General features: G+C 37.5%; 23 protein-coding genes. 9 read left to right on the top strand and 14 right to left on the bottom strand.

What is annotated here, in order from left to right; all coding sequences use genetic code 11:
* Positions 1 to 72: 72 nt before the first annotated feature.
* The 5 genes from F0161_RS04720 to F0161_RS04700 all read right to left on the bottom strand — a co-directional run bounded on the left by F0161_RS04720 (position 73) and on the right by F0161_RS04700 (position 3,911).
* Positions 73 to 477 (bottom strand): hypothetical protein, encoded by a 405-nt coding sequence (locus F0161_RS04720; protein ID WP_150203871.1) that lies wholly within the window; start codon positions 475 to 477, stop codon positions 73 to 75.
* On the bottom strand, positions 455 to 811 hold the full coding sequence (locus F0161_RS04715) for an acetyl-CoA carboxylase (RefSeq protein WP_137602820.1): 357 nt from the start codon (positions 809 to 811) through the stop codon (positions 455 to 457). The genes F0161_RS04720 and F0161_RS04715 overlap by 23 nt, the downstream gene beginning before the upstream one ends.
* The gene (locus F0161_RS04710; RefSeq protein ID WP_137602819.1) at positions 789 to 2,087 is read right to left on the bottom strand and encodes a Y-family DNA polymerase; all 1,299 of its coding nucleotides are present in this window, start codon (positions 2,085 to 2,087) and stop codon (positions 789 to 791) included. Before F0161_RS04710 ends, F0161_RS04715 begins: the two co-directional genes overlap by 23 nt.
* Before the next feature lie 110 nt (positions 2,088 to 2,197).
* On the bottom strand, positions 2,198 to 3,607 hold the full coding sequence (locus tag F0161_RS04705) for a mucin-binding protein (protein ID WP_150203870.1): 1,410 nt from the start codon (positions 3,605 to 3,607) through the stop codon (positions 2,198 to 2,200).
* On the bottom strand, positions 3,597 to 3,911 hold the full coding sequence (locus F0161_RS04700) for a mucin-binding protein (protein WP_150203869.1): 315 nt from the start codon (positions 3,909 to 3,911) through the stop codon (positions 3,597 to 3,599). Before F0161_RS04700 ends, F0161_RS04705 begins: the two co-directional genes overlap by 11 nt.
* 87 nt (positions 3,912 to 3,998) lie before the next feature.
* Here F0161_RS04700 and F0161_RS04695 point away from each other — a divergent pair, with 87 nt between their 5' ends.
* Positions 3,999 to 5,129: an IS256 family transposase gene (locus tag F0161_RS04695; protein WP_150203868.1), complete on the top strand. Its 1,131-nt coding sequence runs from the start codon at positions 3,999 to 4,001 to the stop codon at positions 5,127 to 5,129.
* Positions 5,130 to 5,209: 80 nt separating this feature from the next.
* Here F0161_RS04695 and F0161_RS04690 read toward each other — a convergent pair whose 3' ends face one another.
* The 3 genes from F0161_RS04690 to alsS form a co-directional block, all read right to left on the bottom strand.
* Entirely contained in the window at positions 5,210 to 5,878 is a 669-nt protein-coding gene (locus F0161_RS04690; protein WP_150203867.1) for a hypothetical protein, read from the bottom strand.
* Between the two features lie 288 nt (positions 5,879 to 6,166).
* Positions 6,167 to 6,880, bottom strand: a complete 714-nt coding sequence (gene budA / locus F0161_RS04685) for an acetolactate decarboxylase (RefSeq protein WP_150203866.1) — start codon at positions 6,878 to 6,880, stop codon at positions 6,167 to 6,169.
* A gap of 21 nt (positions 6,881 to 6,901) precedes the next feature.
* On the bottom strand, positions 6,902 to 8,581 hold the full coding sequence (alsS, locus tag F0161_RS04680) for an acetolactate synthase AlsS (RefSeq protein ID WP_150203865.1): 1,680 nt from the start codon (positions 8,579 to 8,581) through the stop codon (positions 6,902 to 6,904).
* Between the two features lie 260 nt (positions 8,582 to 8,841).
* On the opposite strand from alsS, the gene F0161_RS04675 reads away from it, so the two are divergent.
* Complete coding sequence (locus F0161_RS04675) at positions 8,842 to 9,300, top strand: MarR family winged helix-turn-helix transcriptional regulator (protein WP_137602184.1); 459 nt, start codon at positions 8,842 to 8,844, stop codon at positions 9,298 to 9,300.
* A 56-nt stretch (positions 9,301 to 9,356) separates the two neighbouring features.
* On the opposite strand, the gene F0161_RS04670 is transcribed toward F0161_RS04675, so the two are convergent.
* Both F0161_RS04670 and F0161_RS04665 read right to left on the bottom strand, forming a co-directional pair.
* Positions 9,357 to 10,064, bottom strand: a complete 708-nt coding sequence (locus F0161_RS04670; protein WP_150203864.1) for a CPBP family intramembrane glutamic endopeptidase — start codon at positions 10,062 to 10,064, stop codon at positions 9,357 to 9,359.
* Positions 10,054 to 10,269, bottom strand: a complete 216-nt coding sequence (locus F0161_RS04665) for a hypothetical protein (RefSeq protein ID WP_137602186.1) — start codon at positions 10,267 to 10,269, stop codon at positions 10,054 to 10,056. The genes F0161_RS04670 and F0161_RS04665 overlap by 11 nt, the downstream gene beginning before the upstream one ends.
* Before the next feature lie 130 nt (positions 10,270 to 10,399).
* On the opposite strand from F0161_RS04665, the gene F0161_RS04660 reads away from it, so the two are divergent.
* The 4 genes from F0161_RS04660 to F0161_RS04645 are packed head-to-tail and all read left to right on the top strand — an operon-like array spanning position 10,400 to position 12,457.
* Positions 10,400 to 10,711 (top strand): PadR family transcriptional regulator, encoded by a 312-nt coding sequence (locus tag F0161_RS04660; protein WP_137602187.1) that lies wholly within the window; start codon positions 10,400 to 10,402, stop codon positions 10,709 to 10,711.
* Positions 10,711 to 11,340 carry a DUF1700 domain-containing protein gene (locus F0161_RS04655; RefSeq protein WP_150203863.1) on the top strand — a complete coding sequence of 210 codons (630 nt, stop codon included), beginning with the start codon at positions 10,711 to 10,713 and terminating at the stop codon, positions 11,338 to 11,340. Before F0161_RS04660 ends, F0161_RS04655 begins: the two co-directional genes overlap by 1 nt.
* A 2-nt stretch (positions 11,341 to 11,342) precedes the next feature.
* Positions 11,343 to 11,597, top strand: coding sequence for a hypothetical protein (locus tag F0161_RS04650; RefSeq protein ID WP_137602189.1), 255 nt, complete (start codon positions 11,343 to 11,345; stop codon positions 11,595 to 11,597).
* 2 nt (positions 11,598 to 11,599) lie between these two features.
* On the top strand, positions 11,600 to 12,457 hold the full coding sequence (locus tag F0161_RS04645) for a DUF4097 family beta strand repeat-containing protein (RefSeq protein ID WP_137602190.1): 858 nt from the start codon (positions 11,600 to 11,602) through the stop codon (positions 12,455 to 12,457).
* 188 nt (positions 12,458 to 12,645) lie between these two features.
* Here the strand turns inward: F0161_RS04645 and F0161_RS04640 are convergent, their stop codons facing one another.
* The gene (locus F0161_RS04640; protein ID WP_150203862.1) at positions 12,646 to 13,248 is read right to left on the bottom strand and encodes a hypothetical protein; all 603 of its coding nucleotides are present in this window, start codon (positions 13,246 to 13,248) and stop codon (positions 12,646 to 12,648) included.
* A 110-nt stretch (positions 13,249 to 13,358) separates the two neighbouring features.
* On the opposite strand from F0161_RS04640, the gene mscL reads away from it, so the two are divergent.
* Positions 13,359 to 13,727, top strand: coding sequence for a large-conductance mechanosensitive channel protein MscL (mscL, locus tag F0161_RS04635; RefSeq protein WP_137602192.1), 369 nt, complete (start codon positions 13,359 to 13,361; stop codon positions 13,725 to 13,727).
* 157 nt (positions 13,728 to 13,884) lie between these two features.
* Complete coding sequence (locus F0161_RS04630) at positions 13,885 to 14,517, top strand: deoxynucleoside kinase (RefSeq protein ID WP_137602193.1); 633 nt, start codon at positions 13,885 to 13,887, stop codon at positions 14,515 to 14,517.
* A 15-nt stretch (positions 14,518 to 14,532) separates the two neighbouring features.
* On the opposite strand, the gene F0161_RS04625 is transcribed toward F0161_RS04630, so the two are convergent.
* The 3 genes from F0161_RS04625 to pepV form a co-directional block, all read right to left on the bottom strand.
* The gene (locus F0161_RS04625; RefSeq protein WP_150203861.1) at positions 14,533 to 15,813 is read right to left on the bottom strand and encodes a glycoside hydrolase family 73 protein; all 1,281 of its coding nucleotides are present in this window, start codon (positions 15,811 to 15,813) and stop codon (positions 14,533 to 14,535) included.
* A 102-nt stretch (positions 15,814 to 15,915) separates the two neighbouring features.
* Positions 15,916 to 16,416 (bottom strand): universal stress protein, encoded by a 501-nt coding sequence (locus tag F0161_RS04620; protein ID WP_225420308.1) that lies wholly within the window; start codon positions 16,414 to 16,416, stop codon positions 15,916 to 15,918.
* Positions 16,417 to 16,514: 98 nt separating this feature from the next.
* Positions 16,515 to 17,915, bottom strand: coding sequence for a dipeptidase PepV (gene pepV, locus F0161_RS04615; RefSeq protein WP_150203860.1), 1,401 nt, complete (start codon positions 17,913 to 17,915; stop codon positions 16,515 to 16,517).
* A gap of 129 nt (positions 17,916 to 18,044) precedes the next feature.
* Here pepV and F0161_RS04610 point away from each other — a divergent pair, with 129 nt between their 5' ends.
* Entirely contained in the window at positions 18,045 to 18,869 is an 825-nt protein-coding gene (locus F0161_RS04610) for an NAD(P)H-hydrate dehydratase (protein ID WP_150203859.1), read from the top strand.
* The last annotated feature ends 5 nt before the right edge of the window (positions 18,870 to 18,874 follow it).

Here is an 18,874-nt window from a genome sequence, read left to right as displayed (position 1 = left end):
TCCTCTTTTTGTGAAATCGTTTACAACTTAGTTATATCAGTTCTTGATAGTCATTTCAACTAATATCCAAAATCAGCTATTCTCCCACTTGGGATTATCAACAATTTGGATATTACGGATATCATCAACTTCATACTGGGTAGCCTGCTCTTGATTAACCTTTTTTACCCATAGTTTCCCTTCATCTGCACTTTCAACAATTCCTTCAATAATTGGTAATAAATTACCGCCTTCAACATAGGACATTTGAATCGCAACTAGTTTATGACCAAATAATGCGTCATAAATAATTTCACTTTTTTCGTCTATTGACTGACTTGGCCTGACCGGTTCTGCCTCTTCGTCTTTGTGCATCTTTTTAATTGCACTAGTATGGTCTGACAAAAAGAATCCCGCCCATTTAATCATTCCTCGATCTTGATAGTCACGCCTAAAAAACACGTCTGGAACTGTCTCATCCTTTGCTTTGTGAATCATGTGTATCCTTCCTTTGGATTAACTTCCCACTCGTCCATTTTTGACCTTCGAAGCCACGAAAAGCCATCGATAAATTAGTTTCTTGTTTCACTAACTTCAATACTTGTTCCAAATATTCAATCTTGTAATTAAAAATTGAATGTAATGGATATGACCTTTCTCGCTTTTTATCATGATAAACATCAAAAAAGAAATTATAGCTTTTCCCATAAATGTTATTAACTACATCGATATGGTATCGATGTTGACTCTTTGGCTTGAATAAAACTTTTAATCTCGTCAAAATAATTTCACTATCTTCTTCAACTTTTTTAGTCAAAACTGTTTCCTCCATTATGACCTCCTACTAATTTAGAACGAGCTAGCATCGTACCGCCTTTCATTAAACTACTGGCTGGAACTAACGCCATCTGTCCAAATCGATCTCTAATTTTATCTAACATTCGCTGATATAAATCTTCTTTAATTTGTTGATTTGGGTCTCTAAATAAGTTCAGTTGCAACCCATAATTCGCCGTTAACCTTGAATACGACACGGCAATATTTCGAATCGTTTGGCCAGTCCATGAACGATGAAATAGTCCCAATAAATAATTACATAGGTCACGCCCAGTATCTGTTGGTTCAATTCGCATTGAGTGACTAAAGCCGCCCCGTCCATCTTCAACCGTCGCTGCATACGAAAAACCGATACTTAAACTCACGCAACTAGCCATCTGATTATGATGTCGCATTCGTGAAGCCACTTGATTGCCAATTTCTTTAATCACCAATTCTATTTCATCTTGATTTTGATAATCTCGTGGTAAAACTTGCGAGTTACCCCAGCTTTTATCTTTTGGGGTCACTAATTGGCTTAATTGACTACGATCAATTCCCCAAGCCAGCGCATATAGCTGCGTACCAATAATGCCAAATTCAACTTTTAATTCATATGGATCTGCCAATGCTAATTCACCAATTGTCTCAATTCCTTCTCGTTTTAAATGTGCCTCAGTTCGATTACCAATACTCCAAACATCCGATAATTTAGTAATCTGCCAAACTTTTTGAGACATTGATTCATAAGTCAAATCTCCAATTAAGTCATGATCATGCTTAGCAAATAAATCCAATGCTAATTTAGCTTGCAAGGGATTTTCACCAATACCAACAGTCGTATATAACCCCATTCGTTGACGCACTTCTAGCTGAATTCGTTTGGCTACTTCCAATGGCGTCTTTCCAAACAGCTTCCAAGATTTAGTTAAATCTAAAATTGATTCGTCAATTGAATATGGATAACAATCCTCATCCGCCACGAATTCTCGAAAAATTTTATTTACCTCCAAATTACGTTCGATATACAAATTCATTCTAGGTGGCACTACTAATAAATCATGACTGACTGGCACTTCATATTGCCGAGAAACATTTCGAATACCAAATTCTTTTTTAGCTTTCGGCGAAGCGGCTAAAACCAAACCAGTCCCGGTGTTATCCGTTTCCGACATAACAATGAGGACTGATTGGAGTGGATTAAGCCCACGCTCAACGCTTTCAACAGACGCATAAAAACTTTTATTATCAATCATCAAATAGACCCCATGTGGCTCATTAGCATAATCCATTTTGTCAGCCCTCCTTAATTTGATACTTAAATTATACGAACATTTGTTCGCTTTTTCAAGTAAAAAAATACCTTCTGATTTCAAAATTTGAATTCAGAAGATATTAAAATTTAACGACTACGTTTCTTAAATCGTGTGATGCCCATAAATGAGAACATCATTCCAATCAGTCCAAGTGATACTAAAACATTCTGGTCATTATTTTCACCAGTTTGAGGTAATCTTTGTGTAGCAGATTGAACTTTGTCATTATTATTTTTCGAGGTATTTAATTTAACAGTTGTCTGAGATTTAGTTTCGGGTTGATTAATTAAATCTGAATAAACGGGGGTATCCTCAACTTCGTCAGTTGGTACTGTCTGTGTTTGTGTATCTGAATCTATCACTTTATAGCCTGGATCTGACGTTTCTGTCTTAAGTGCAGTTCCTGATCCAATTATCGCTACTTTATAATTAACTGTTTCACTAGTACTTTCTGGTTTCGTTTGAGTTGTATTCAAGTTAACGCTCGCAACTGTTTTAGTTTCCGGCACTAAGCTATATTGACTACCATCAGTTTGTGTTCCATGAATAGTATTAACTTTCACTTCTGCATAGTTATCAGTTGGCGTATACGTTATTTCACCAGTTACCTTATCCGTATCAACATTCCAATTTACAGATTCAACTGTAGGTTCTGGCGCATTAATATCTGATCCAATTACATTGTAATTAATCGTTCTCGTAGTCGTGATAACTGATGTTTCATGTTTGTGTACTAAATGAATCGTAAAATTGTCAGCATCACTATTATTGGCGAATGTGTAATCAACTGAAGATAGTTGGTTTTCTGCCAATTCATAGTTTTCTGGAGCGGTGACCTCATAAGTACCAGTTTGATTAAACGATCCCTGTTTTGTGACCACATCAATGGTTTTATCATCAGTGTCATCATGATAAATCACATCTAACGTTTGCCCATTAATCGTGTATATCACCGTCTCAGTACTATCAGTATCAGTTATTTCTGGTGTTACTGATTGCACAGTATACTTTTCTGGTGAGTATCCTAATACTAACGGACTAATTACTGACTCAAATTTACTATCTCCAACTAACGTCCAATTGCCATATTTTACCGTTTTTTTAGTCACATTATCAGTCGTGTAGGTTCTTTCAAAGTTAACATTCTGGACAACCTTATCCATTGAAGTTGGGGTGCCTTCATAATTAATTGTCCGTGTTACTGTGTGATGAGTTTCATTATATTCTGAGTTATCTGCATCCGTTGGTACACCATTATTTGTAGTTCCATCCTTTAAATCTACTTCGTAATACTGATTATCGTCAGGATCAGCCGTAAATTTAATCTTGTTTCCACTGCTTACAATGGTATTGTTTACAACAGTGTATCCCAGATCTTTGTAGTATTGAATATCTTGTGCCGGATTATAGTCAACTTCTCCGCCTGAAAAACCATCTTTTCGAATCTGTTTTAATCGTGAACGTCCTGACGTCACATCTACAAATTCAATTGTCATTACTTGTTGGCTTATAAATTACATGAATATCGTATTTACCATCTTGATTATCATAATTAGTAATTTCATCATTGGGCAATGATAATCCTGGAATCAAATTAGTGTCGACAGTATAGCCTTCAACAGATTTAACTTTCAAATCAGCATTACCAGATAAGACCCATGGATAATACTTGTTCAAACTGGGGTCAGACTCATCTTGCAAAACAAAGCGATTAGCCGTAATTTTTTGTATCGTAGATGTAGCAAATTTAGTGCCATCTTCATATTCATAGAGAGCGTAAAATATCTTGTGTAAATGCATAAAAGATTTCTGAATTGTATAGAAATAGGGAATGCCTTCCCTTATGATATTTAGTAATCACAGAAAACATCACAGGAGGCATTCCCCATGAATGAACTTACCACAGAAATTATCGCTGCACTAGCCCAAAAGCAAGATTTGGACGAAGTTTTTCGTCACCACCTCGAAATTGCGATTAACCAGCTGCTTCAAACCGAATTGGTAGAGTTTTTGGGTTACGAACGCTACTCATACGCTGGGATTAACACTGGTAATAACCGCAACGGCAGTTATGAGCGCTCGTTTGATACGAAGTACGGCCAACTTAACTTAACCATTCCTCGAGATCGCAATGGCCGGTTTGAAAATCATACCTTGCCAGCCTACGGTCGGCACAGTGATAATTTAGAAACAACGGTCATTCAGTTGTATACCAAGGGAATTACCACTGCTGAAATTGCCGAACTTATTGAGAAAATGTACGGTGCTCACTACTCCAAAGCCACGGGTTCCAACATGACTAAAGCCGTCAATGAACAGGTTCAAGCTTTCCAGCAACGTCGACTGGCTTCACAATATGCGGCCATCTTCTTAGATGCCACTTACTTGCCGTTAAAGCGGGATACCGTTCAAAAAGAAGCCGTTCATATTGCGATTGGCATTCGTCCAGATGGTACGAAAGAAGTGCTGAACTACCAAGTGGCGCCAACGGAATCGACTGGAATCTGGACTGAACTGCTGGGAACCTTGATCAAGCAGGGCGTTAAAGATGTGCTGTTGTTTGTGGCCGATGGGTTAGTTGGTTTGGATGAAGGCTTGAATCGGCATTTCCCTAAAGCCAAACGACAACGTTGCCTGGTTCATGTTGGGCGGAATCTGATGAACAAAGTTCGCGTAAAAGACCGCAAGGCCGTGATCAGTGACTTTAAACAAGTTCATCGGGCCGCCAACCGTGAAGCAGCCGAACTGAAACTGAATGAGTTCGCCAACAACTGGCATCAGACCTATCCCAAATTAATCAAAGATCTGCTTAAAATGCCGAATTTACTCACTTTCATGGACTTTCCACCAGCTATCCGGCAATCACTATACTCCACTAACCTGATTGAGAACTTTAATAAGCATCTCAAGCGCACCACCCACCACAAAGAACAATTTCCAACGGAAGATTCACTGGATCGCTTCCTGGTTTCTCAGTTTAATGTTTATAACGAGAAGTCTCTGAAGCGGATCCACTGAGGGTTCAAAGGACTCCAGGACACCTTGGAAGCATCATTTATTTAAGTTAGATACATATTATATGTACGAAGGCATTTCATTTACACAAGATTCTTGACGCTACCAATATTATTTTTGTTCATTAAATAAATTGCCGCTTGGGCAAATTCACTACCTAAAACATTAGGCGCAGTATTACCGGTATTGTTATTCACATCACTAATAAAATCAGCAACTGTGCCCACCTGAGTAGTACTATTTGCCGATCCATCTCGAACTGGTACCGCCGTCGTATTTTGTGTTGCGGGCGCTGCAGATTCATAAGTATCGTCTTCGGACGCACTAACAGTCTTGACCGGTGTCGTGGTGCTTGCTAAATTGGCACTTGAGGCAGCACTATCTAAATTATCAGATGTACTATTGCCAGAATCAGCAGTAGAGTTATCGCTTGACGCATCAGTTTTGCTATCTTGTACACTAGCCTTATTCACGTTATCCGAAGAAGCACCGGCATTACTATCAGTATTTGATAAAATTACTGACTTGCCATTATCGTTTGCATCTGAGACCACAGTTTGCACGTTGTTAGAAGCCACGCTATCAGTCTGACTTGCTTCAACACTCAACTCTTGAGACAGCAATAATCCCCCTGCGATTACCGTTCCAACCAACATTTGATTAACAAAATGTTTACCGATTTTCCGCAATCGATAGTGTTCTTGCCGATCATTATTATTTACTAAATTCAATGTCTGTTTATTCATAGACATACCAAAAAAGCCCCTCCCGTAATTAAATTATTTATTTCACAATGAATATTATAAGATTATAAATAAGGTTAATTAAAGATAAATAATATTGCTATATGTGCATTAACAAGCTAAATTTTAATTATTTTTATACATGATAATAATTTTATACAATTAAAAAGCGATTAACATTATTTCAAGTAATGTTAATCGCTCTATTTCCACATTTATAAGCATTTTGTCCGGTTGGAATTGATAGCCATAATTCCCCAGACATTTAAATGTACTTTTGCATAAAATTTTATTTATCTAGTGTTCAGCAGATTCAATTTCTTCGTTCATATTTTGCAAATTAAGGTTAGCAGCTTGAAAATTTTTATCATTAATTGGTAGATGTTGCAGCAAATTTTCGAGTGGTTGTACTTCAACTTCAGCTTGATCAATTTCAAAATCTAAAATGTGCCCACCAAAATCATGAGCATCATTGATGAAATGCAAGTGAAAGCCACCGACTGTAGCCCCCTGGAATAGAAATGGTGCATAGTAACCCACAATCGTTCCAGTCACATTCTCCTGACTAAATTTTGGTTGTACCTTGATAGCAGCCGATAATTTAGGATAAGGTTTAGATTGCTTAGGCACAACCCGTGTGTGCATCCGTTTAAAGGCCCCCTGAATATTAATCCCGACAAATGAATTGCCAAACTGATAATTATTTTCAAGTTGGTGTTCTAATTCAACGCCATTAGTATTATTGATGGTGACTGCAGGCCGCGATTGATGAAAATGGACTGAAGCAAAAGGTATCTTATCGTCTGGTGCTAGAACTTTAACTTCGCCAGATTCAACAACTTGATAAACGGTTCCATCGACAATGACCAATTCACCATCAAAATCATTGGCAGTTCCAATTCCAGTGTCCCCATGTTTCATCAATTCGCTAACTGGTAATGTTCCCTCAAATAAACCGACCACAAGCATAGCTAACGTGCCATGTTGATAAACAGTTGTTGTATCTTTCATTCTTGTTATCTCCCTTTATGCCTAAAATTGATCCGCTAACAATGTCTTCCCTAAATCAGCGTTATGTGAATAATCGATTGGAATATCGACGACCACTGGTCCTGGTGTGGCAAATGCTTCATCAATAATTGTACCTAATTGGTCAGGTGAGTCAACACGTAATCCTTTGGCACCAAAACTCTCAGCATATTTAACGTAATCAATTGGTCCCACTTTGACCCCTGCATCTTGACCATATTTCAAAATTTCTTGGAATCGTACCATATCGTAATAGCCATCATTCCAAATGAAGTGCACCGTGTTCAATTTCAAACGAACTGCAACTTCTAATTCTTGTGATGAAAAGGTAAAGCCGGCATCCCCAGACACTGAAATCGACTTGGCATTAGGACGTTCGAGCGCCGCCGCAATTGACCATGGTAGCCCTACTCCTAATGTCTGCATGCCATTACTGAAAAGTAAATGTCTAGGTGTATAACTTCTAAAATGACGCGCCATCCAAATATAATGACTCCCGATATCAACGGAAACTGTCATGTCATCAGTGACCCGTTGTTGCAATTCTTTAATCACTGCCAAAGGATGATTCAAATTACCTTGACCGGCTGGAACTGGTTGGTCAACGTCGGCATCAATTTCTTGATGAAACTCCATCAAATATTGTCGTGATTCTTGATCTGGTTGATAATTTTCAACTTGATCAGCTAAATTTGATACTGTTGCAGTAATATCACCAATCAATTCTGTATCTGGTTGGAAATGTTTGTCTAGCTGTGGCGCCGTAGTATCAATAACCGTAATATTGGCATCTTGTTCCGCATTCCAATTACGTGGTTCATATTCAATTGCATCATAACCAACCGTAATCACTAAATCGGAATGTTTTAATAACTTATCACCCGGTTGATTTCTAAATAACCCGACCCGGCCGAAGAAATAATCTTTTTCCAACTCACGAGAGATAATGCCAGCGCCTTGAAAGGTTTCAACAACGGGTAATTTGGCAGCTTTAATCAATTTTTGAATGGCAGCCGCAGCTTCTGGTGAAGATGCACGCATCCCCGCCAACAAAACTGGTAATTTGGCATGTTTAATTTTGTCAGCTAAATCAGTGATAGATTGTTGATCAGCAGACCCTAATTTAGGTTCATTCATTGGTTTGAGACTTGGCGTCGTGACTTCACCATCATCAATATCTTGTGGAATACTAATGAAACTAGTTCCCTGTTTACCTTCACTTGCCATTCGAAAGGCGTTGGCAAAAACTTCTGAAATATTTTCAGTATCCGCAATCTCTGCACTATATTTTGTAATTGGTGTAAATAATTCTTTATTGGCCATGCTTTGATGGGTCAATCGGAACAAATCACGACGTGGAACTTGTCCCGCAATCGCAATCAGTGGATCACCTTCGGCAGTGGCAGTCACTGCTGGTGTAGCTAAATTAGTCGCACCGGGACCAGACGTTGAAATCACTACTCCTGGCTTACCTGTAATTCGACCAATCCCAGCCGCAATGAAACCGGCATTTTGTTCATGTCTAGAAACAATCAGCTTGGGAGTCCGTGGATCTGTTGGATGCTCCAATAATTCAAATAGGCGATCAATTTTAGCTCCTGGGATTCCAAAAACGTATTTCACCCCATGATTAATCAAGCTCTCAACAATTGCGTCAGCACCGTAGCGTTTCTCTTCTGTCATATGCACATTCTCCAATCAAAAATTTATTGAATATTGACAGAATACCACTAATTTTTAGTAAGCAAAGTCATTTAATTCACTTGTGAAATTTCATTTTTGTCACTAACTCCCAAAAATAGGCAATCCTACTGTTATCAGCAAAATAAAAACATTTATTTAATTATTTATTTCACATTGTGAATTTCACAAACGTAAATATTTGTTTCATGTTTTTTTATCATGTAAAATATACGTTGTAATAATATAAGGGAGTTGACATTATGGAATTCGGCCAACAAGACCTAATTAACCAGGATAAACAAATGTGCTTTGCACTTTACGAAGCCAACAAGCGCTTTAACCATTTTTACGCAGAGGTGCTTGGACAATTTAACTTAACTTATCCACAATATTTAGTCCTATCTAGTTTATGGGACACCGACGAGGCAATGACCGTCAGGCAATTAGGACAGGCAGTAAACCTTGATAGTGGAACTCTAACCCCACTTCTAAAGCGGTTAGAAACTCATGGGTGGGTCACTCGTAATAAAGATCCCAATGATGACCGACGCGTGCTAGTTGAACTCACCACCACCGCAACCAGTCAGAAATATGAAATTGTCAATTTAATTCGTTCTAAATTAAATCAATTGAATATGACTGATCAAGAATATCGCGAACGTGTGCAAGAAGTGAATGATATTTCTAAACGATTAGAAACCATTCTCGCTAAATTTTAAAGGTATGAAAAAGGACGCTCACAACAGCTGTGAACGCCCTTTTGTTGTCTAACAGATTATTTTTGTAATAAAGCAATCATTTCAACAATCGCCACTGCATTATTAACCATGTGCAACATAATCGCAATGCGAATTCGTCCCGTTTTCACGTAAATGAAGGCTAAGACGGCGCCCATGTAGAAATACACCAGGAAGCTAATAATATTAGTGCTAACGTGCCCTAAAGAAAAGATGAATCCTGATAAAATTACCTTAGGCCAGAAACTGTCAGCTTTAAAGAATAAGTTTGTGATTAATCCCCGGAAAATTAGTTCTTCGGCAAACGGGGTTAAAAAGATGGCTGAAAAGCTTAAGACAATCAAAATCACCGAATTATCTTTCATTAAGCCTTCAATAACTTGATTATTAGCAGTTTGACTTTGATTAAAAAATAATTGATTTAAAATGCCAAGAACGATTTGGCCCCCAAAAATAGCTAAATATCCGGTAATCACAATCCCAATATCAGCGATGAAAATTCCAGGGCGAACGGAAATTACCCGATATCTTCTATATAACTGCCACGTACCGTAAATAATCACTCCAAATAACGCTAAGTATGCCACCACCGACAAACCGGTCAGCAGTGCATTACCTTTCACGTACTTAATAATGGCTAAAATTTCTGGTGGTAATTGAATGACCACAAACATCGCGAAGATTATCATCACTCTCGTGAACAGCCCTGGCCGCTGCTGTTGATTCAGGTACTGATTATTCATCATCTTTTTTCTTATCCTCCTCTTTCAAGATTCGCAATTGTTCTTGAGTCACCACGTACGTGATGCCGACTGATGCCAGTAAGAAACCAACAATCCAGACAACAATCAGGAGAATCCCTGAAATTAGTTTCAGATAGGTGATTACTCCAATGATGGCAAAGACCACCAATGGGATTAATATAATTGGGAATAAAATATCTTTTTTCATTATTAACTCCTTAAAATATATATGAAATTATACCATGAAACAAACTTATCTGTTGACAATTATATATGCAGTTGTTATATTGTAAATGAATTAATACTATATTGAATATAATATGACAGGAGAAATAATCATGAGTATTTCAATAACCACAGAATTACTAGATGGTTGTGTATTGGCTTTGTTGAGCAAAGAAGATTATTATGGTTATACTTTAACTCAACGCGTGCAAGAGTTCTCCCCAGTATCTGAATCGACAATGTACCCTGTACTGAGACGACTGAAGAAAGAAAACTGGCTTGAAACTTATGATGAAGCCTATCAAGGACGTAACCGTCGCTACTATAAAATTACCGATGCCGGGCTCGATCGCCTCATCGAAATCAAAAATGATTGGCATGAATACAAAGAAACACTAGATAACGTTTTAGGAGGAAAAGGATAATGGAAAGTAATAAATACATCGAAGAATTAACCAGCTATTTATCTAATCTCACGTCTGACGAACGTGATGATGTGCTCGACTTTTACAATGAGTACATTTTAGATGCCGGTTTAACTACCGAAGATGAAATCATCGCTCAACTTGGGACTCCCAAGCAATTATCTCGTAAAATTTTAGCAGATTACTCTATTAAGGCGGTTGACGACGCAACAGCTGGGGTTCCTCGTTATGAACCTAAATCTAAGAAAAACATCCGCATGATTTGGTTAGTCATCTTAGCCATATTTGCTGCCCCAATTGCACTTCCACTAGCCATTGCCATCATTGGCACAATTGCTGGCTTATTAATTGGTGTATTGGCCGTGATTGCCTGTATATTCGTTGTTATCATTGGATTCTTCGCCGTTGGAATTGCTGCCTTCTTCTCTGGATTAGCAATTATCGGTCAATCGTGGTCAACTGCCGTCCTCTTTATCGGTGGCGGTCTGGCAATCTTTGGCTTAGGTTTAGTAGCCTTACCAATTAGTTACGTCGTCGTTCGAGCACTAATTCAAATGACGGCCAACTTTTCACGTTTCTTATATAATCGATTTGTTACTTCAAAAAACACGGCAAAGGAGGCACATTAATTATGAAAAAATTTTTCTGCCTGTTAGCTATTGCCAGCATCATCTTGGGTGTTTGCGGTCTACTCTTTGGCATAATGACATTTGGTCATGCGCTAGTCTTAACGATTGCCGGAACGATTTTACTCAGTTTAGAAATTGGCGGATTAACGATTGTCTGCCTGCTAGTTGATGCTGTTGTCTTTTTGCTCTCAATCATCAACATTATTATCTATAAATTGTTTGTCCACGACCATAAAACACCACAGGAGGCCAAATAATCATGAAAAAGACTATTATTATTGGTGCAATCATCTTTATTATTGGTGCAATTCTTGCCTTTATTGGACTTTCAAATGGTGCATCAACAAGCTTAGTTTGGCAAAATGGCTTAAAAATTGATCGCCGCATCAATCAAACGAAACAAGTGTCGAAGTTTAATTCGATTCACCTAGATACAAACAATTATGAAGTAAAAATAAAATCTGGCACCAATTACTCTGTCGAAGTTAAAGGCTCAAAAATGGATAAGCCTAAAGTGGCGGTCAGTCATAAAGCTTTGACCATTGAGTCAGCTGAAAACGAATCTGGCACATTTGGATTCAACGATCATGATAACGAAATTATTATCACGGTTCCAAATGGTACTAAACTTGACGATGTTACAGGTTCAACGAACTATTACGAACTAGAAATCAATAACATTACCGCTAACAATATTAATCTCGATACCGATTCATCATTAGATGCTAACAATCTAATTGTTACCGGTGGTGGACATATTACCAGTACCAACGGTGAAATTGACCTTGAAAATTCGAACTTAACTAATGTTAATATCAAACAAACCAACGGCTCAGTATCTGCCGAGAATAGTACCTTTACTAGTGGCCGAATTGAAAATGAAAATGGCTCACTTGAATTAGACGATGTTACTTTCAATCAAACAGTTACCCTATCTAATGACAACGGTAAAATTGAAATTGAAAACCCAATCACTGAAGGTTACCAATTAACGTCAACTAATGGTTCAATTCATCTCTTCGGTAATCACCAAAGTTCCAACCTAAATCAAAATGAAAATGCAACTAACAAAATTGTTGCCACTACTACCAATGGTAAGATTGAAATTTCTAATTAAAGTATAGTGCTGCGCGAGTCGTTCAGTTCGTGAGCTTCTAGCTTAGTTAATGATAATTTCGCTTGTTTGAAATTGAATTAACTGAGCTAGGTGAACGAATTGACCAATGAAGCCAAATTACAGATAGTAATGACATGAAAAAAAAGCAACTAAGAGAAACTTATTCTCCTAGTTGCTTTTTTTGCAATTTAATTTTGTTCGGGAAAATTAAAAATCTCTTTTAAAATCGTGGCGCTGTTATGGGCTTGCATACCCTTCACTCGCAAATAATCAATATCTGCTAATAAAATATCCCGTGTCCATAAAGAAGACAAGTCTTCAAAATTTAAATAATTTAACGTCAGTTTCACCGCGTCGAGCGATGCAAGATAACCATCAAAATCATCACGATCTTTAAATTCTTTCGTTCCAATCACAATGGGTTCTTCTTGTTCAAACGCTTCGGTTAACATCTGAATTAAAATTGGCTGTTGGCCATATTTGGTGCTGGTTAAAAATTGCTCCAATTTCCAAACATCATAATATCCGTATTTTTTTGCGTTTTGTTCCCGAATTTTGACATTCAATAAATAATCATTATCTCGCTTCACATCATGAATACTGGTTAGGCGTACTGCATTCAAGCCATTAATTTTACTATCCATATCTAAGCCTAAGATCAACACAAACAGACTATCCATGGCAACAACATACCCAACTGTAAAAGTGTCGTCCGATGCGAAGTTGTATATAGCAACTAATTCATTATTTTGTTTAGCAAATATTAATTCTTGTTTCAATTCATTATTCATTAATCTGATTTCACTCTCATTTACCGCGATTTACTTTAGGCATTACTTTCCCTTATGGTATATTGATAATACATAGTATACATTAAATATTATTTCACAGGAGGAAACTTATGATTTCAGAATTTAAAAATTTTATCTCACGAGGAAATGTTGTTGATCTGGCTGTTGGGGTTATTATTGGAGCTGCCTTCACTGCCGTCGTTAAATCTTTCACTGAAAACCTAATTAGTCCTTTATTAGGAGTATTCTTAGGTAAAGTTGATTTTTCAAAAATTGTTTTAACCATCGGCTCTGCTCAATTCAAAGTCGGAACCTTTATTAACGATATCATTAATTTTTTAATTATCGCCTTTGTCGTTTTTCTCATGATTAAGGCAATTAACAAATTTGTTAAAAAGCAGGAAAAAACTGTGGCTCCTTCCAAAGAAGAAGAATATTTAAAGGACATTCGTGATTTATTAGAAAAACAATCTGAATAACTCATTTGTTTGATAAGAAACTGTAATAATCATTTGTATTCATTCAGAATGGCTTTTTGCTATATACAAGTTAAATCTCAATCAGTTTTATTTAGCGGAAAAATGTAGTAAGCTATTATGCATTGAGTTTTCTATTCTAAAGTAAAGAAGGACCATTATGGTGATTATAACAGCAGGTATGATTGGTGTCGGTAAAACAACCCTAACCGGACAAATTGCCGAACATTTAGGTACAAAAGCATTTTTCGAACCAGTTGGTGAGAATCCAGTTCTCCCCTTATATTACAAAGATCCTAAACAATACGGATTCTTACTTCAAATCTATTTTCTCAATAAACGTTTTTCAATGATTAAAAGCGCGTTGGCAGATGATAACAACGTTTTAGATCGATCAATTTATGAGGATGCATTATTTACTAAAGAAAATAATGCTGAAGGCAATATTACTGATACTGAACTGGGCGTCTACTTAAATCTACTAGATAACATGATGGATGATTTACAACAATTACCCAAAAAAGCACCTGATTTATTAGTCTATGCTGAAACAGATTTTGAAACGATCCTTTATCGCATCAAAAAACGTGGACGTGATTACGAACAATTCGACAACAATCCAGAGCTTGAATCATATTATTATAAAATGTGGACGGCTTACAAATCATGGTTTGATGACTATGATGTTAGCCCTAAAATCAAAATTGATTTACAAAAGTATGATCTTGAGAACCCTCACAATATTGATATCGTGTTAGGCCAAATTGATACTGCTCTCAAATCTTTTAGATAACCAACTTGCCAATTGTCATTTTTTGACAGTTGGCTTTTTTAATACAATTAACATGGTAATAATTACCATGACACATTGACCCATCACATTAATCTTGATGGAATCCTTATGTTGTCGACGCGTTTGTACGTGTTTATTAGACTGCTCGAAAACAAACGCACTTTTGGGAATGACAATCGCCGTTAGTGGTTTAACCCCTGTCTTTTTATCGAACTTAGTTAAATGATAAGTTTCAATAATTTGATTCAGTTTGAGGTTATATTGCGTATCTGTGGCATACGTTCCCGTCAACTTCAAGGTCACCTCTTGATAATTTGCACAGACACTTCTTTTAACCATCATAAACATGGGTTGGTTAAGAACGGTGGCATAGTCTTGTAACGACTCCGAAAAAGAATGATATTGCCTAAAATCGGCATTTACATATTGAAGTTCGCCTGACCCGTTATCCTCTTGTGTTTTCATTTGAATCGAACTACCCTTATAACCACCTTTGACGCCAAACAGGTTATAAATATCTGGTCGTGAGAGATCACTGGTCCCCCATGAACTTTCCAATGCAGCTTGAGCAATCATTACGGATGGATACAAATCATTTTTTCGAGCAATTTTAACAGCGTCTAACGCAATTAAATCGATAAATGCCTGGTGGCTTTCAATAATTGGTCCTAATGGTAAAGCTGGCAATTCTGGCAGTTGTAACAGTGTATTTAGTAATGACGATTCATCCACTGAATTGGGTGGATTGATTTCATTGGTCTGCTCCGCATAACTAATCGGTGCATGAATGTCCTTATGAACATCATGACTGGGTGTCGTTTGCTTCATTTCCGATTCAACAGACCTTGTCGCTGAACTGCTATTATCATGTGATTCATGTTTCAATTCATAGATTTCATTGCCTAATCGTACCCCCTCTTGATAACCTGCTTGAAACACTTCACTTTTATTGTTCACATCGTGAGTTTGATGTTTATATCCGTCTGTACGTCCTTTTTTTTCACCTTTTTTATATTCAACTTTTAAATTGGCATATATTTCGGTGTACAAAATATAATCATTTTTAGTATCAAATTCTTCTCTCCTGACCAGATGGCCACTAATAATGTTGGCAGTGGCCTGATCAGTAATTTTCTTATGTAATTCATCCTCAACTTTGGAAGTTGAATCAATAGACTCAGAACTGGAACTAGTCAGGATTTCATCCTTTGAATTAACATCATCGGCATCAACACTAATGGCACCAAATAAAAATATCCCCACAATTAGACTTATTAATATCTGCTTACTTTTCATTTTTTCACTCCTAATAAGTAGTCACACTTATTAAGTACGAAAAAATTTTTGTTTTTACGTTAAAAAAATGACCATCCGAAGATGATCATTTAGTATTACTATTTAAATTTCTGGATAAGTTGTCTTTTGTAAATCGACGGCTTGATTATTCTCATCAGTTTTAACGACAATAACATCGCAAGGTGATTCACGGATAACATATGCAGCAGTTGATCCGACAATCATCCGACCAATAAAGTTCAGGCCAGTTGCCCCCACCACAATTAAATCAACATCATTATCTTGTGGATAGTCATTGCCTAACTCAACTTTAGCATTACCAATTTTAACATCGGTAACGACGTCTTTGACGCCCGCTGCTAAAGCTGTCTTCTTATATTCGGCGAGTTTTTTCTCCATTTCAGAAACCGAGGAATCATAAACACTCCTGTCAATGAATCCATATCCGACCGTACTGGTATTGGGAAATCTTTCTCCGTTAATCACACTAAGTAATGATAAAATTGCACCATTTTGTGCAGCAATCGAAATCGCTTTGTTTAAAGCCATCTCTGATTGTTTAGATCCATCAATTCCGACTAATACATTTGAATATTTGCTCATAACCGGCACCTCCATAAGATTAGACTACAATTAAATATTATTTATTTCCTAATTAAATTGTAGCATAATTATAACACGAATGGTAATGATATGGTCATTTAATCCGTAATCAATCGGTTGATTCCATCCATATAAATGGCCATTGCAGTAATTAAATCATCAACTGGCTGAAATTCATTCACTTGATGCATGGTATCAGGTGTATGTGGGAAAAGTGCGCCAAATGCAACGCCACGTTCCATCATCCGACCATATGTCCCACCACCGACTACTTCAGGCAATGCATCAACGTCGCCAGTGATTTCACGATAAGATGCCATCAAAGAAACAACTAACGGATCATCAGTTGAAACATAATGTGGCAACATCCCCTCTAATTGATAGGTAAAGGCATGCAGTTTGTCGGTCACCTTATTAATACCGACTTGAATATCATTCGGCGTAATTCCTTGTGGATAACGGAAATTCAAATCAATTTGACCACCATCTTCGGCTTTAAAATTCATTAAGCCAACATTCATGGTCAACTCACCCATTAATTCATCAGTGTAATCGAGTTCGAAATTTTTTAATCTAGAATCAACATGTAAATATGATCCGACAAATTCAAGAAAATCACCGGCGTCGCCATGAATATCTTGGTGTTTCAGGAAGTTGGCCAAATATGTTCCGGCATTGTCTCCATTTTTGGGTTCCATACCGTGAGCTGCTTTTCCGACAAAGCTAATGGTAAATTGTTCACCATCTTGAATCACTTTTCCAGTTACAGAAGTTTGTGCTAGATACTCATCTAAGGCCTGCATTAATTGGGTCAGTTCGCCGCCTTCAATCACGGCTTCGGCATCACGAGGAACCATATTAGGACGTAATCCTGAATCAAAGGAAACCAATTTAACGCGCCCATCATTAGCTCCTTTAAAATCAACTTTTAAAGAAAAATTGCCTTTTTCACCGTTGATTAATGGAAAACTTGCATCGGGTGAGAAACCATAAGTTGGCGCAGGTTCAACTTCAAAATACCGTTTCATTCCGGTCCAATTACTTTCTTCGTCTGTACCAACAATAAAGCGGACAGTTTTATTAGGGACAACTCCCATATCTTTCAAAGTTTTCATGGCATAATAAGCCGCCATTCCGGGCCCCTTGTCGTCAGAGGCACCACGACCATAAAAGTTGCCATCTTTAATTACTGGATTAAAGGGATCCGTATCCCAGCCATTTCCGGCCGGCATGACATCCACATGAGCCAAAATCGCTAAGGTTTCGTCTCCTTCACCCCATTGTGCGTAACCGACTACATTGTCAATATTCTTAACTTTAAAACCATCTTGCTGGGCCATTTCTAAAAATACCTTTAGGGCAGTTGCTGGTTCTGGTCCAAGTGGAAATTCATCTGTTGCTTGTGCATCATCCCGAACACTGGGGATTTTCATCATTGTAATTAAATCATTAATATATTCTTCTTGTTGTTCTTGGGCTTTAGCTTGCCAATTGACCATAACTAAATTAACCTCCAATTGCTTAAAAACTTAGTTATATTGTAACATAATTCAGTGAATCTTATTTTTAAATTTGGTGTATTGAGTAAAAATGATATAATTAAGAAAACTAACAAGGACTGATTAACAATGCTGACTCTATCTGAAGATATACTTACTAAAACAATTCGTACTCGACCTGACAATAGTTATAAGGGCACATACGGTCGAATCGTACTTGTCGGTGGTAATGCCAATTTTGGCGGTGCCATCATCATGGCTTCAACGGCTGCAGTGTACGCAGGTGCTGGATTAGTGACTACAGGAACTGATACTAGTAATCTCAGTAGTTTACACGCTAATTTGCCAGAAACTATGTTTGTCAATTACTACGATAAAGTAAAATTAAGTCAACTAGTTAGTGACGCTACAACGGTTGTCGTCGGTCCCGGTTTAGGTGAAGATTTCCATAGTGAAGAAGTCTTAGCGACGGTGTTAGCCAATACTAACGCTGACCAAACCGTCATTATCGACGGATCGGCCATCACACTGCTTGCAGCTCACAAAATTGATACTCCTGCTGGAAACTTAATTTATACCCCACACGAAATGGAATGGCAACGTTTATCCGGTATCAAAATTGGTGAACAGACCGTAGAAGCCAACCAAGTTGTCCAAAAACAATTTAATGCGACCATTGTTTTAAAGAAACATCATTCAGAAATTTACACCAAAACCGATACCTATCAATTACCAATTGGCACTCCTGCCCAAGCAACTGGCGGTATGGGTGATACCTTAGCCGGTATGATTGGTGGCTTTACCGCACAATTTGAAAATCAACAAAATGCAGTTTTAGCAGCAGTTTACACACACAGTGCAATTGCAGAAGAGCTAGCACAATCACAATACGTAGTGTTGCCTCATCAAATCAGCCAAGCGCTGCCTAGTTTCATGAAACGTTATGCCAATTAGAAAAA

This window comes from Paucilactobacillus nenjiangensis (assembly GCF_008632615.1).
Taxonomy (GTDB): Bacteria; Bacillota; Bacilli; order Lactobacillales; family Lactobacillaceae; genus Paucilactobacillus; species Paucilactobacillus nenjiangensis.
This window is presented reverse-complemented; position numbering and strand designations above follow the sequence as displayed.